Annotated in this window: 15 protein-coding genes; 4 read left to right on the top strand and 11 right to left on the bottom strand. The window is 41.9% G+C overall.

Annotated features, from left to right (window positions below; genetic code table 11):
• Positions 1 to 33: 33 nt before the first annotated feature.
• Together C400_RS0124220 and C400_RS0124215 are read right to left on the bottom strand one after the other, a co-directional pair.
• Positions 34 to 1017, bottom strand: a complete 984-nt coding sequence (locus tag C400_RS0124220; RefSeq protein ID WP_017428529.1) for an ABC transporter substrate-binding protein — start codon at positions 1015 to 1017, stop codon at positions 34 to 36.
• A 131-nt stretch (positions 1018 to 1148) separates the two neighbouring features.
• Entirely contained in the window at positions 1149 to 1598 is a 450-nt protein-coding gene (locus C400_RS0124215) for an immunity 63 family protein (RefSeq protein WP_017428528.1), read from the bottom strand.
• Between the two features lie 175 nt (positions 1599 to 1773).
• Between C400_RS0124215 and C400_RS0124210 the strand changes: the two genes are divergently transcribed.
• A complete protein-coding gene (locus C400_RS0124210; protein WP_017428527.1) occupies positions 1774 to 2208 on the top strand; it encodes a hypothetical protein in 435 nt (144 codons plus the stop codon).
• Between the two features lie 47 nt (positions 2209 to 2255).
• On the opposite strand, the gene C400_RS0124205 is transcribed toward C400_RS0124210, so the two are convergent.
• The 9 genes from C400_RS0124205 to C400_RS0124165 form a co-directional block, all read right to left on the bottom strand.
• Positions 2256 to 3176, bottom strand: coding sequence for an aminoglycoside phosphotransferase family protein (locus C400_RS0124205; RefSeq protein ID WP_017428526.1), 921 nt, complete (start codon positions 3174 to 3176; stop codon positions 2256 to 2258).
• Between the two features lie 201 nt (positions 3177 to 3377).
• A complete protein-coding gene (locus C400_RS0124200; RefSeq protein ID WP_017428525.1) occupies positions 3378 to 5399 on the bottom strand; it encodes an oxidoreductase in 2022 nt (673 codons plus the stop codon).
• Positions 5400 to 5687: 288 nt separating this feature from the next.
• On the bottom strand, positions 5688 to 6218 hold the full coding sequence (locus C400_RS0124195) for a hypothetical protein (protein ID WP_017428524.1): 531 nt from the start codon (positions 6216 to 6218) through the stop codon (positions 5688 to 5690).
• A gap of 142 nt (positions 6219 to 6360) precedes the next feature.
• Positions 6361 to 7236, bottom strand: a complete 876-nt coding sequence (gene aguB, locus C400_RS0124190) for an N-carbamoylputrescine amidase (protein ID WP_017428523.1) — start codon at positions 7234 to 7236, stop codon at positions 6361 to 6363.
• Between the two features lie 29 nt (positions 7237 to 7265).
• Entirely contained in the window at positions 7266 to 8297 is a 1032-nt protein-coding gene (locus C400_RS0124185; protein ID WP_017428522.1) for an agmatine deiminase family protein, read from the bottom strand.
• Positions 8298 to 8413: 116 nt separating this feature from the next.
• Complete coding sequence (gene yfcE, locus C400_RS0124180) at positions 8414 to 8965, bottom strand: phosphodiesterase (protein WP_026065512.1); 552 nt, start codon at positions 8963 to 8965, stop codon at positions 8414 to 8416.
• A 167-nt stretch (positions 8966 to 9132) separates the two neighbouring features.
• A complete protein-coding gene (locus C400_RS0124175; protein ID WP_017428520.1) occupies positions 9133 to 9720 on the bottom strand; it encodes a sugar O-acetyltransferase in 588 nt (195 codons plus the stop codon).
• Between the two features lie 157 nt (positions 9721 to 9877).
• A complete protein-coding gene (locus C400_RS0124170) occupies positions 9878 to 11293 on the bottom strand; it encodes a glycoside hydrolase family 1 protein (RefSeq protein WP_017428519.1) in 1416 nt (471 codons plus the stop codon).
• A 259-nt stretch (positions 11294 to 11552) separates the two neighbouring features.
• The gene (locus C400_RS0124165) at positions 11553 to 12461 is read right to left on the bottom strand and encodes an ROK family protein (protein WP_026065511.1); all 909 of its coding nucleotides are present in this window, start codon (positions 12459 to 12461) and stop codon (positions 11553 to 11555) included.
• Positions 12462 to 12780: 319 nt separating this feature from the next.
• Between C400_RS0124165 and C400_RS0124160 the strand changes: the two genes are divergently transcribed.
• The 3 genes from C400_RS0124160 to C400_RS0124150 all read left to right on the top strand — a co-directional run bounded on the left by C400_RS0124160 (position 12781) and on the right by C400_RS0124150 (position 14892).
• Entirely contained in the window at positions 12781 to 13116 is a 336-nt protein-coding gene (locus C400_RS0124160) for a ribosomal protein L7/L12 (RefSeq protein WP_017428517.1), read from the top strand.
• Positions 13117 to 13132: 16 nt separating this feature from the next.
• Positions 13133 to 13612 (top strand): Cys-tRNA(Pro) deacylase, encoded by a 480-nt coding sequence (gene ybaK, locus C400_RS0124155; RefSeq protein WP_017428516.1) that lies wholly within the window; start codon positions 13133 to 13135, stop codon positions 13610 to 13612.
• Between the two features lie 89 nt (positions 13613 to 13701).
• Entirely contained in the window at positions 13702 to 14892 is a 1191-nt protein-coding gene (locus tag C400_RS0124150) for an oxalate decarboxylase family bicupin (RefSeq protein WP_017428515.1), read from the top strand.
• The last annotated feature ends 9 nt before the right edge of the window (positions 14893 to 14901 follow it).

Below are 14901 nucleotides of genomic sequence, written 5' to 3'. Positions count from 1 at the left end.
TGATTACACCCTTAGTTGGTCACATATGCATCATTACTTCGTTTGCTCCAGTAATTTTCCAATAATATAATCTAGCTGTCCTGTCATACTAGCAACGTCCGAATAGTAGAACAGTCCTGCATATTTCGCTGGAATTTCGATGATGTGCCCATTTTTGACGGCTGGAATACTGCTCCAGATTTTGGTTTTCGCATATTCGGATTCTTTGCCTTCCTGCTTAAACCACAGGACATAATCGCCAAAGTATTCAGCAGCTACCTCGTAGGATAAAGAACCTCTCCCCTCTCCAGAATTTTTAACCAATGTGTTGAGTTTTTTCGGTTTGTGAAGTCCTAGATAATCGTAAATCAACGTTCCTCCACGTGAGCCTGTTTCATAATATATTCCGTAGGAGCCACTGCCCCAGTCCTCAAAAATGCTAAACGTTTTGTCTTTGAATATGTCGGAATTTAGTTTTTCTTTGGCCTCACTCAACTTGCTTTCAAACTGTGAAATCACTTTATCCGCTTCTGCTTCATGTCCTGTGGCCTGACCAAGGAATTTCATCCGTTCCACAGACGTCATCTTACCCTCAGGTATTACAAGAACAGGTGCAATTTTGGACAGCTTATCATAATCCTTTGTATCATATGTAATGATGAGATCTGGATCGTACTTCATAATTTCCTCAGTCTCCCATTTTTCAATAACAGGAATCCCGTTAAACTTATCGTAAAAAGGCATGGTTTCTTGTTTCCAACCAAATACCGCAGCTGGCTTGATTCCCAGCGTGAATACATCGCCAATATACCAGTTCACCACTACCCGTTGGGGGTTAGCAGGCACCTTTACATCTCCTTTTATCGTAGACACTGTACGTGTACCAGACTCACTGCTTGCCTCTTCCTTCGCCGAAGATGCAGGTTGAGCAGATGAATCTGAGGAACTGCCAGCATTTCCACACCCTGAAATAACGAAGATTATTACGAATAATGCACACAAAATCATGTAAAATTTCTTGCTCATCATATAATGCATGTTGTAAATTCTCCTTTAACATATTGTAATTGTAGAGCATACTTAAAATTAGTGATATTGATAATCATTATCACTAATATAAAATTGTAAATTTCACCTCCAAGATTGTCAACTGTTTCTTTACGTTTTAGTTACTTTAATGGATTTTCCAACGTTGCCCTTCTATTCGCTTCATGCCATTCCTGATAGATTCCTCCAATTTCATAAAATGCTTTATTTATTTCAGTTGTCAGCTCCTTCATGATCTCCTTGGTATATTTTAGATGAGTATTTCGGTTATCTACTTTATATTTACGAAGCAGATTTAGGTGAGCAATGATATGAATCGTATCTTCGATGATCCAATACATCACATCCTCTACATCTTTGGTAAGCTTATTTAGCATCTGTACGCCTCTTTCATACATTTGGAGCGTGTACCCCTGTTTGCCAACTTTCACATGCGGACTCAGATCATCATAAAAACCTGTACGGAAAGGTCGGCTTACATATTGCTCATACTGTTCTTCGTACATCGAAGTTTGTTCGAGCAGCTTAACGGTCATTTCTATGATTTCTTGTTCATTGTATATTTTTCTCATCCTATTTCATCTTCCTTTTCTATACTAAAATTTAAGTCATCATCATATTAGGTTATAGGTAATGCAATAAAATACTAAACTATTTTTTTACCAACCATTAACAATTCTTTTTACTGCAAACGATAATTAGAATAGAGGGATTTTCCTCGATATTTTAATTGAAGGGGACAGGCAAATGAATAAAGTATGGGCGAAAGCATCGGCTATTTTATTGGTAGTGGTATCCCTAATCTTCAATGGAACGTACGCGCTCGCAGCTTCAGCAACATCCACGTATATCGTTACGTTTCAGCAAGCAACCCTGGTCTCGAATGACCATGTAGGCAACGATTGGGCCATCGCTGCCCAGGTGGCTGGTCAGTCCATTAGTGAAGGTAACAGCGTAAAAGTAAAAGCCAAGTCGGGTAGCAGCATTAAGCTGTATGCGTACGCTGAGGAACAAGACAAAATTCCTGATGTAGGCGAAATCACGAAAAATGTAAAGGTCTCTTCGGTTTCTTCCAAAGGTTCTACCGTTAAGTTAAGAGTCACTGTTACTGAAAATCGTGGACGATACTCAGGTCATCAAGCCGTTTGGGAATTCACCTATAAGATTAAGAAACAATCATAAAGCACTATAAATAGACCGTCACTCTCAGGAGCGGCGGTCTTCATATTTTACAAGTCAGGACAACTAGGTAGATACCATTTCGGGATATAGTTTTGAAAGTAATCATATGCCTCCAAAACCTCTTCAGCTCGTTGTACCATATCGTCTACCTCTTCTTTGCCAAATGGAATGGCCCAGGGAATCGATGAAAGCTGATTGCTTGCAATATACAGTGCCATTAATCTAAAAAATAAATCCGGTACATCATTATTGAAATAACCGTGAATACGACCTGAAGCAAATAATGGGCTTAATCCTGCACACCAGGTAATACGGTTGAATTCTTCCCAGGGATCACCATAATCCAGCCTATTAAAATCAATGATCCCCAGTTCACCAGATGGGGTAACCACCATATTGCCCACATGATAATCCCCGTGCTGAAATGTCTGGGGGCGATTTTCTAATAGATGACGGTTTTGCTCAATAAAGCTTATCGTTTGATCTGCTCCCTTTAAAGCAATACCGCATGACTTATAGTTTCTGATATATCTGTTGATTTTGGCATTATAATGTTCAGCCCATGGGACCAGGTCCTGCTCTGCATGAATCTCATGCAATTTAGCCAATACCTCTCCCGCCTGAAACCCGAGTTGATACTGCTGTTCGGCGTTTAACGATGGGATAACACCTTCAGCATCTTCCCCGTTGACCCAGGTAAATAAAGAGTATACCGACTGTCCGCTGTTGCATATCCCAAAATCAAGCGGACGGGACATTAGAATATTATCTATATGATGCAGCTTTTTTACGGATTCAAATTCTCGCTGTTTCTTGTCATATTGGGTGAAATCGGAAATTCTCAATAGTAACTCCCTACCGTCAGCGGTTTGAATATAATACTTGTTGTCACTGGACCAGCCCTTATGTATTTCTTGCACGTTGCTCCATGCACTGGCACCTGGTATTTCCCTCAAGAGTTGACTCACGCTCGCATCCCTCCACGCTAATAATAGCCTTGCTTGCTATGCCTTCCATAGTTTACCTTCAAAATGAGGAAGGAATCAATCTTCTTGCCAGCATAAACCCAAATAAAAAGGCTGAAAAGACAAATTGTCTCTTCAACCGGATTATAAAATGAGTTGTTACATAAATACCCATCATAATTACCTATCACATATACCCTCAATTTAGTAAGCATAGGAAAACTCATTTTTAAATTCGTCTACTCGTTGAATGGTTTTCAGAATATTCCGACCTTCACGGATACCATCAATAATACGACGCGCTTGTTTGCTGTCTCCGATGTTTACAACTTCCACTTGATGCTCTTTTCCATATAGAAGCAAGCTATCCATCAGTGGAGTGTATGAACGCATACCCAAACATACGAATCCGAGATCAAAAGGAATCTCAAACTCCTGTTCTCCACGCTTTACTTTGAAACGGTCGCTGCACACTTCCGTCAAAGCCGTCTCAGTATGGACGTTCACTTCTCGTTCCTCCACCATTTTCATCATTGAAATGCGGGTAATCATATCCAGGTCCTTACCCAATATAGGCATCATTTCAATGATAGAAACTTCTTTAGCCCCGCGCTCTGCATAATATTCTACAACATCCAGTCCCACGGCTCCGCCACCCACTACAGCAATACGTTTGCCTTCAAACTCTTGAAAGTTCTCCATATTGTTCAACAGATCAAAGATAGAAAATACTTTTGTACCCGGTTTTCCTAGTTGATCGTGCAGACCTGCAATCGGTGGAAGCAGCGGTTTGGCCCCCGTTGCATTAACAATAATATCAGGGTTCAGAGCACTAATCATCGTCAGATCTGCTCGTGTGCCTGTGACAATATTCAGATTGGTTAATTGCTTGGTGCGCTGAATCAGATAATCTGGGAAGTCATTGATGCGCGTTTTGTCTGGTAAGCGTGCAATATCACGCGCAAGGCCACCCAGTTCTGCCTTTTCTTCAAAGAGGGTTACTTGGCAGCCTACCTCAGCCGCTGTACAGGCCGCTTCCATTCCCGCGGTACCCCCACCGATAACAACGACTTGGACATTGTTTCTAACTCGTTGTTTCCGGTATTCAGCTTCCTTGAACAAATCTGGATTTACCGTACAGCAAATTGGTTTACTTTTGGAGATACGATGATCGGCACAACCAATGTTGCAGGAGATGCATTTTCTAAGCAAATGCTCGTAGCCGTTTTGCACTTTGAGTACCCAGTTCGGTTCTGCGATCAAGCCTCTGCCCATTGCCAGAAGATCAGCGTCACCTCTTTCCAATATGTCCTGCACAGCCTGTGGGCTCCGTATATTACCTGAGGTCATCGTGACCTTTCCGAATTTATCTTTTACTGCTTTAGCCATATAAGAGCGCCAACCATCTGGCAGGTTCATCCCGTCTATCTGGTACTGAATGGAATCATTTAGAGCTGCAGAAACGTTCAAAATATCTACCTCATCATTGAGATACTCCAGTAACTCCAGTGTATCTTCCAAGGTATTCCCACCTTCTGTAAACTCCTCCGCACTAAAACGTAAGCAAATGGGGAAGAATGGACCCACCACTGAACGAATTTCATCAATGACTAATCTGGCAAAACGAGTACGGTTTTCTGCGCTGCCGCCAAATTCATCCGTACGTTTATTGTACACCGGCGAAAGAAACTGACTCAGCAAGTAGGAATGTCCCGCGTGAATTTCAACACAGTCAAATCCTGCTCGCTGTGCTCTTCCCGCTGCTTCTCCGTATTTACGCACAATGGCATAAATTTCTTCTTTTTGCAAAGGTCTTGGAATCGCTCCACCCTTTTTAGAAGGAATATTCGAAGAAGAAACGGGTTGAACTCCGTTCAGTCGTCCAGCATAAGCCGAAGCACCCGCATGGTTAATTTGTACAGAAACACATGCTCCGTAAGAGTGCAGAGCTTCTGTTAATCTAAACAGTCCAGGAATAAACTGATCATTATCCATCCGCAGCTGGGTTGTTCCGTTCGTACCCATAGGGAAATCCAAACAAACATTTTCTACTGTGATGAGGCCGGTCCCCCCTTTGGCCCGTTGTACGTAATAGTCAATATGATCCTGAACAAAGCTTCCATCCATGGCAGCAAAGTTGGTTCCCATCGGGGGCATTACAATCCGATTCTTCAAGGTCATACGCCGTATGGTCAGAGGTTCAAATATCGCAGGATAGTGGTTCATAGTTCTTCCTCCTTGCAGTTTTGCAAATTTCATTCATTTTCAAGTTTCATTACATAACTCATATATGTGATTTTTTTCACTTTAAAGAATATCGAAGTTTTATTGAGTACGATCATTCCTTATGACTTGATTTTATATTATTCGATCTATAAATTCTAATGCTATTTTATACGCTGAATCATAGTTTCAGTCTATAGATAAAATGTAGTCCTACATAAAAAAAGGAACCATCCTTTAAGAAATGTTCCTTTCAGCTCAAACCCAAATCATACTTTATTCGTTATTCACCTATGTATCCGTTCTTTTGAAACCGTAGGGCCTACGCTCCAATATACCTTCCCTAACATATCTGTCCAACAGTTCACACATCGTAGCATATCCATTTTTGCTAAATGAAGGTGTGTAGGATTTGGCTTTAGGAGAGGTGTTCAGATATTGAAGGAAGAATCCCTCATCTATCACCTGCGTATCGTAAATATAAGCTTCAATCGATGTATGCCGTTCTGGGTGATGCTCCCCAATATTCACAAAAAGACAATGATCACCATGTAAATCAGCTGACCATATTCCATCTATAATCAAGTCTGTTTCTCCTTGTTCCAGCCATTCAAACTGAGTTGGGAACGGAACGTACTCAGAAGGTCTCATTTGATGGGTTTCGGTAGCCATTCGTTCACATAAACGCTGTGCAGATAGCGTATACTTGTCCCAAAAGCCCAAAATAGCCATATCTCTTGCGCGCGAGTATCCCCATTCTTGATTTTCTTCTGTCGAAGTTTTGAACTGCGCTAACGATTGGTCTATCCTCTTATGCCTCATTGCTGTTCTCCTTCCTCCGATCTATCACAAGATGTACTCCCATTTAGAAACCAAAAATCCCCCGCTCGAAAAGCCGTGTGAGTTCAAAAAAAAGAAACATCACGGCTTAACGGCAAGGGAAATATATCTACCTGTATACAGATTATACTTTTAGATCACCATCATAGGTGGCAATCATTTTGTATAGTTCGGGACGACGATCACGGAAAATGCCCCATTCGATCCGTCCTACTTCCAGCTCGTCCAGATCAAATTCGGCGGTAAGCACTTCCTCATCGGTACGACCAGCCTCTGCCAACTTATTCCCTTGAGGGCCAGCGATAAAGGATGAGCCGTAGAAATTGATGCTGGATTCTTCATCGGTTTCCTTTCCGATACGGTTGGAAGCAATGACTGGAATCAGATTGGAAGCTGCATGACCTAGCATGCAAGTCTGCCAGTGATCCTTAGAGTCAATGGAGGAATCTTGTGGTTCTGAACCAATCGCTGTCGGGTAAAATAAAATTTCTGCCCCCATAAGCGCCATACAGCGGGCCGCCTCAGGATACCATTGATCCCAGCACACGCCTACTCCGATTTTGGCATAACGTGTATTCCACACTTTAAAACCGGTGTCGCCCGGATTAAAATAAAACTTTTCCTCATACCCAGGGCCGTCCGGGATGTGGCTTTTGCGGTATTTACCTAACACTTCACCATCTGCATCAATAACAGCAAGACTGTTGTAACGAGCATAGTTCTTCTTCTCATAGAAGCTGATTGGCAGCACAACCTGCAATTCCTTGGCAATCTTCTTGAAATGGTTAACCGCTTTGTTGTGCTCCAGCTCAGTTGCATATACATAATAATCAGACTTTTCCTTCTGGCAGAAGTATGGAGTTTCGAACAATTCCTGCAGCAAAATAATTTGCGCGCCTTGGGCCGCCGCTTCACGTACCAACTTCTCTGCTTTTCTGATATTTTCTTCGATATTGGTAGAACAGCTCATTTGAGTTGCTGCCACTTTTACTTTTCTCACCTTAGTCCTCCTTATAAATGTTGTATCGTTCAACGCTTTACAGCAGGCATCTGCTGGGTTGTACAGTGTACGTTACCGCCTTCACGGATAACTGCCATACCATCTACAGTGCGGATCTTGCGATTCGGGAATACTTTTGACAGCACTTGCTGGGCTGCAAGATCACTCTCAGCAGCAGTTCCGCCAAACACAGGCAAAATAATGCCGCCATTCACAAAGTAGAAGTTAATATAGCTCAGTGTCAGTCGGCTGTCTTCATAATCCACACGCGGCGGTTGGCCGATTTGAATCACTTCCAGCTTACGACCTTTGGCATCCGTTGCTTGCTCTAGAATACGCAGATTTTCCTGCGTGATTTCATAATTTTCATCCTCAGGATCATCACATACTTGCATAATGACCTTGCCAGGAGCAGCGAAGCAAGCAATATTGTCCACATGACCATCCGTTTCGTCGCCACTGAGTCCACGTTTTAGCCAGATAATTTTCTCGGCACCTGTATATTCGCATACGTACCGTTCTATTTCTTCTCGGCTTAATTCCGGATTACGGTTGGGATTGAGCAAGCACTCTTCGGTTGTAATTAGAGTACCTTCGCCATCTACATGCAGTGAGCCGCCTTCCATTACAAGCGGTGCATCTAACCGCGGAACTCCAAGTTTGTCCAGTATTTGCGGCGCAACCTGGTCATCCAGATCCCAGGGAGCATATTTGCCGCCCCAAGCATTAAACTTCCAGTTAATACCTGCCAACTGACCCTGCTCATCCGTCAGAAAAGTTGGACCGTTATCACGTAGCCACGCATCGCTGTGCTCTATCGGTAACAGTTCTACCCGTTCCCCGAGCTCAAGCGCTTTAACGCTCTCCAGATCATCTGGATTTACGACTACGGTAACTGGTTCAAATTCCGCCATAGCACTTACGATTTCGGCATAACCCTTACATACCTCGGCATGCATATCGGGGTAAACCATTGAAGATTTTACAGGCCAGGAAATATACGTACGTTCATGTGGCGCCCATTCAGGCGGCATCTTATAATGTGAACCCTTAATTTGCATGTATTGAAACTCTCTTTCTTTTCAAAATGTAGACTCCGCTCCTATCATACAATAATATGATCTTTGTCTCAATCGAAGCGGAAAAGTTTTAATAATTTACATTGAAATTTGAGAAATTACTTTGAAAAGGTGATTGCTTTCACCGTACTGTCATCAAAATCCTTCACGGTAAATTGTGCTCCCTCCAGCACACCGTAAGAGGATGGATAGTTTTCTTTTGGCAATGCGATTGAACCAGGATTCAGTACAAAGACCCCTTTTTCCACATCTGCTACCGGAATATGAGTGTGTCCTTGAATGAATACATCACCCGCTTCTAGTGGCGGTAAATTTCCGATACTAAAACCATGTCCATGCGTGATATAGATTCGCCGTCCTTCATGGTACAGTAAAGCATAATCACCCATCATCGGGAAATCCAGCAACATCTGATCCACTTCTGCATCGCAATTCCCGCGCACCGACACTGCAATGTGGGATTTGTACTGGTTCAGCATAGCAGCCACTTCCGCCGGATTATATCCTTCTGGTAACGGATTACGTGGTCCATGGTACATATAATCTCCAAGCAAGACAAGACGGTCAGCTTTCTCCTCCTTGAATTTTTCCAGTGCCAACTGCAACCAGTACAGCGAGCCGTGAATATCTGATATAAACATTAATTTCATAGTTTTTCCTTCCTTTCCTGAATAGGCCATAGTAATTTGGAAATATTCCTCTTACGTTCATTATTACATTATTCCCTGAACAAATCTGTGCAAAAATGTTTCTTTACGTTGGGTAGTTCTCTGTAAAGACGCAAAACTACAGTTCCAAATGAACTGTAGTTTTATGGTTAATTTCTTTTATACTTGTGCTTGTCATCTTCGGTAATTTTACGGATGACCTTGCAAGGGCTTCCTGCAGCAATCACACCAGAAGGAATATCTTTGGTAACAACGCTTCCTGCACCAATAATTGAATCATCCCTTATCGTGACGCCCGCCAGAACGCAAACATTACCACCGATCCAAACATTATTGCCCACAGTAATTGGAAATACAATTTCCAACCCTTCATTACGTTGTTCTACATCAAGAGGATGACCCGCAGTATAAAATCCGCAGTTAGGAGCAACAAATACATTATCACCGAACACTATTTTTGCCCCATCAAGCATGACTGTATTGTGATTACTATAAAAATTTTCACCGATTTCAATATTATACCCATAGTCACACACAAAAGGCTGCTCGATCAAGAATCTATCCGTTGTCTTTCCTAGTAAAGTTTTGATGAGTGTTTCTCGTTCTTCCATATTTCTAGGATGGAGCTGATTATATTCGTAGCAGAGTCCTTTAGCGTATAAACGTTCCTCAATCAACTCTTCATCATAATTAGCATTGTACAGGAGTCCTAATTGTGATTTTTCTTTTTCTGTCATCGCTTGTCCACACTCCGTTTATGTAGTTAGATTCTCGTGGTAAATGACGCTCATAAAAAAATTGGCGACCGCTTCCCCCATAATAAAGCAGAGGCGGTCGCCACGTAAAAAACATCATTATGTTTTTTTATAATTTAGTTACTGGTTTATTTATAAATTAGCGTTTCAAGCTTCCACCGTTTGTGGAAATAACCTCTTTATACCAGTGGAACGATTTTTTCCGGTATCTTTCAAGTGTACCGCTGCCATCATCATGACGGTCAACATAAATGTAACCATAACGTTTTTTAAGCTGAGCAGTCGACGCGCTGACAAGGTCGATACAGCCCCAAGATGTATAGCCCAGAACCTCTACTCCATCTTCAATCGCTTCCCCAACTTGAACCAAATGATCATTCAGATAGTTGATCCGGTAGTCATCTTCAACCGTTTTTTCACCTTTTTCATTGGTGATAAGCTCGTCCACAGCGCCCAGACCATTTTCAACGATGAACAGTGGTTTTTGGAAGCGATCATAGAATGTATTCAGCACATAGCGCAGACCTTGAGGATCAATTTGCCAGCCCCACTCACTTGCCTCGAGATGCGGATTGCTCACCCCACCGAGGATGTTACCTTCACCTTTGACTTTTTTAGCTTCGTCTGCAGTCTCACAAGTACTCATGTAATAGCTGAACGAGATAAAATCAACCGTATGCTTCAGATCTTCAGCATCACCTGGCTCAAAATGAATAGAGATTCCGTTTTCTTTGAAGAAACGTTTCATGTAACCTGGATATTGACCTCTTGCATGAATATCGGCAAATGCCATGTTTCTGTGATCAAATTCCATTGCTGCAATTACATCGTCTGGATTAGGTGTCAGCGGATAAGTAGGCATACTCAGTACCATACAACCAATTTTGAAATTAGGATTAATCTGATGACCGATTTTTACCGCTCTTGCACTCGCTACCAGCTCATGGTGAATAGCTTGATAAAGATCTTGTTCACTAAGTTGATCTTTTGGTGTGCTAATCCCGCCACTCATGAAGGGTGCTTCAAGAATGGAGTTAATTTCATTGAATGTCAACCAGTATTTTACTTTATCTTTGTAGCGATTAAATACAGTTGTTGCATAGCGCTCATAGAAATCAACAAGCTTACGGTTTACCCAACCATCGTATTCTCTCGACAAATGTAAAGGTGTTTCATAGTGAGATAATGTAACGAGTGGCTCAATGCCATATTTATGAAGTTCATCAAACAAATCATCATAAAATTGCAAGCCTTGTTCATTAGGTTCCAACTCGTCACCTTTATGGAAGATACGTGACCAAGCTATGGAAGTACGGAATACTTTGAAGCCCATTTCTGCAAAAAGTTTGATATCTTCTTTATAATGATGGTAAAAATCAATACCAATCAACTTCATATTATCTTCTGTTGGTACATCCGTAACCGGCCCCCAACCACCACGAGGAGTTACATCCTGAATGGACCAGCCTTTTCCGTCTTCTTGATAAGCACCTTCGAGTTGATTAGCAGCAACTGCTCCACCCCACAGGAAATCTTTTGGAAACTGTGTACTCATATTTTCTCCGCCTTTGCTGATGTTTTTTCATTAACTAGGACATAAACACGTTACCTCTACGCTAATGTTTATAAAGTACTTCTAATTGAATCTTAAGGTTTGTAACGCGTTTCATGTCAAGTATTATTTTAAAAACTTGCAGAGTCTATAATCGTATTATCTCCAATACTTACTTCCATATTTATAACAACGTCCCGACCCATCTATCCGTTAATTACCAATTGTAACTGGGTGAGCTATTCTTCAAAGCGGAAGGCTTCTATTTTCTTTTTTCCACCAATTGTAAATTGTAGGTCAGGCTTTCAAGGGTAACTGAAATCAACCCATACATGTATTCATCGTGCGTATCGTTTTTTACAAAAATCTCAGGCATATGTTCTTTGGGTACATCTTTAAGACAGCCGTTATAAATATCATCCAACAGTGTTGGCTTAGATAACTCTCCAGTCAAAGCGATCGATACAGGGTCTATAATCGCAATAATGGATGTTATCGTTTTGATCGCCAAAGGAACAAATTCCTGTGTGCTATTTAACTGTTTAAGCTGTTCCTCTCTCGTTATGCCAAAGGGTAAAAAGGAAACTTCCCCAGCAAATTTGGTATTTCCTTTTAACAAATGTCCATCGACAATAAAACCCGCTCCCGGAAAATTATCCTTGGGAAACGTAACAATAGCAAAGGTTTTGTCCTCATCATAATTTTGCATGTTATAAAATCCATAGACGGTCAGATGCATATCATTTTCAATGGTGACTTCTAACCCGTATTTATCTTGAAGGCGTGGTCCTACAGGGACTCCTATCAGCAGATCAAGGTCACAGACATCAATAACCCCTTGATGAACAACCCCCGGAATGCCAATACCAACGGCTTTGACGTTTCCATAGGTATGAATTAGCTCTCCGACTTGGTCATCTATGACTTCATAATCAATATGCGGCACAACGGATGTATTCTCTGCGATAATATCGCCAAGCATATTGGCCACAGCATAAGTAAGAGAATGTACTCCTCCTTCTGTTTTCACAGTTAAACAAATAATATAGGAATAATCAGCGTTATATTTGTACCGTCTAGCCGGGCGACCGCCACTCGACTCTTCCAATTCCATCTCTAATACTTCTCCGGTTTGAAGAAGCTCATTCAGAATATTCCCACAGGTTGCCACACTAAGTCCTGTAATACTGGCTATAGACGACTTGGTTGCAAATTCCTTGGATTTCAGTGTGTTTTTAACTAGCTCTACATTAATTCGTTTGACCCGAATGGTATTATTGGAGACTGGTTGTATTTGAATACACCCCTTTTGAAGTGATTATTAAAAGGTTAATAATAAGCTGTAATATAACGCCCGGTCTGCAATAAGTCAATTTGCACAACCCGTACGCAAGAATATGATTCTCCATTCGATTAGTCGATCATCATGATATACTATGGATAAGAGGCAAAAATTTAGTGATAAAACTAACAAGAAAAGGGAGATTCTATTGGCAACTAGCGAATATGTAGCAATCATTGCGTTGATCCTCTCCGTCATACTTTTGTTCAAGGTCTACCGTCTTCAATCTCGACTTAATGATCTGAAATCCGATGTGGAGCGTCTTGAGAACCGTTCAGGACTAACGGGAACCTCAATGTCAAGTACAATTACTCCCCCTCCTCCACATTTCCTAGATGTAGAAGCTTCAGAAGAAATCAATGAAAGGCTGCTTCTACTGATCAGGGAAGGAAATAAGATTAAAGCCATAAAAGAGTTAAGAACTGCTAAGGATCTTTCTCTTAAGGATGCAAAAGATTATGTAGATCATTTGGAAAAGCTTTAAGAAAGGAAGAATTAAAATGAGTGTCAGCAAAACAAACGCCATGCGCATATTAGACGGGCAACACATCCACTACAATATTTTGAGTTATGACCATCAAGATGGAAAAATAGACGGTATGAACGTAGCCGAAAAGATCCAAAGAGCACCGGAATCCGTTTTCAAAACCTTGGTTGCACATAGCAAACAAAATCTGTTTGTTTTTGTGATTCCTGTACATAAAGAGCTTGATCTCAAAAAGGCTGCCAAATCTGCGGGAGAGAAAAAAATTGAAATGCTTCCTGTTAAGGAGTTGCAAAAGCATACAGGATATATTCGCGGTGGCTGCTCTCCCATAGGAATGAAAAAGCTCTACCCCACTTATATCGACCAGCCCGCAGTTGAACTGGAAACGATCGTTGTAAGCGGCGGGAAAATTGGAACTCAGCTGGAACTGAGTCCGCACGATTTGGCTCAAATCATTCAAGCACAGTTTACAGAACTATCGCACACGGTATAAAACTCATCATGTCATCATAAAATCTTTATGCGTATTTTCTCTTAATCCTATGCTTCATCATGCTTCAACCTAGAGAGGAAGATCAAATGATGCATAATGATTGCTCAAAGAAAGTCGGAATCCCCCAACCCATCAGAAGTGATGGTGCAGGGGGCATCGACAAGGGTCCACGTGATGTGATGAGGGATTTACAAAATCCGGATATGCTGGTTCCTCCCGTAACGGACAATGGTCTCATACCGAATATGCGGTTTTCTTTTTCAGATGCTCATATGCAGCTTAATCATGGTGGGTGGTCAAGAGAAGTTACAGTAAGGGAATTACCCATTGCCACAACTCTTGCCGGAGTGAATATGAGTTTGACACCGGGCGGTGTCCGTGAGCTTCACTGGCATCAGCAGGCAGAATGGTCTTATATGCTGTTAGGAAGTGCACGTATTACAGCAGTTGACCAAGATGGACGTAATTTTATTGCTGATGTGGGCCCAGGCGATCTCTGGTACTTTCCACCAGGCATCCCGCATTCTATACAAGGCCTTGAAGAAGGCTGTGAGTTTTTGCTGGTTTTCGATGATGGCAGTTTTTCCGATCTGAACACCTTATCCATCTCAGATTGGTTCGCCCATACTCCCAAAGAGGTGCTTTCTGCAAATTTCGGGATTCCAGAAACCGATTTTGCAGCCATTCCTCAAGACCAAGTCTACATCTATCAGGATTCCGTTCCCGGTTCAATCCAAAGTCAAGCGGTTCCTTCTCCCTATGGGACGTTGCCCCTATCCTTTAAGCATGAATTACTAGCTCAGCCCCCGATCAAAACACCGGGCGGAAGCGTACGGATCGTCGACTCCTCCAATTTTCCGATTTCCAAAACTATCGCAGCTGCCCTGGTTGAGATTGAACCCGGAGCCATGCGAGAAATGCATTGGCACCCTAATAATGACGAATGGCAATACTACCTTGCCGGGCAAGGACGGATGACTGTCTTTGGTGGTAATGGTGCAGCCCGTACATTTGATTTTAGAGCCGGGGATGTTGGATATGTGCCTTTTGCTTATGGTCATTACATTCAAAATACTGGCTCCAGCACACTATGGTTTCTTGAAATGTTTAAAAGTGACCGTTTTGCGGATGTGTCCTTAAATCAATGGATGGCTCTTACGCCTACAGAACTGATTCAAAGTAATTTACACGTTGGTTCTGATGTAATCTCTAATTTACGAAAGGTCAAATGGCCCGTCGTCAAGTATCCTGGTTACTCTTATGACCCTAAAAATAAATAAAGGAATCAC

The sequence above is a fragment of the Paenibacillus sp. ICGEB2008 genome (assembly GCF_000307675.1).
In the GTDB taxonomy this organism is placed as follows: Bacteria; Bacillota; Bacilli; order Paenibacillales; family Paenibacillaceae; genus Paenibacillus; species Paenibacillus polymyxa.
Note: the sequence above shows the minus strand (reverse complement) of the source record. Positions and strands in the feature narration are given on the sequence as shown.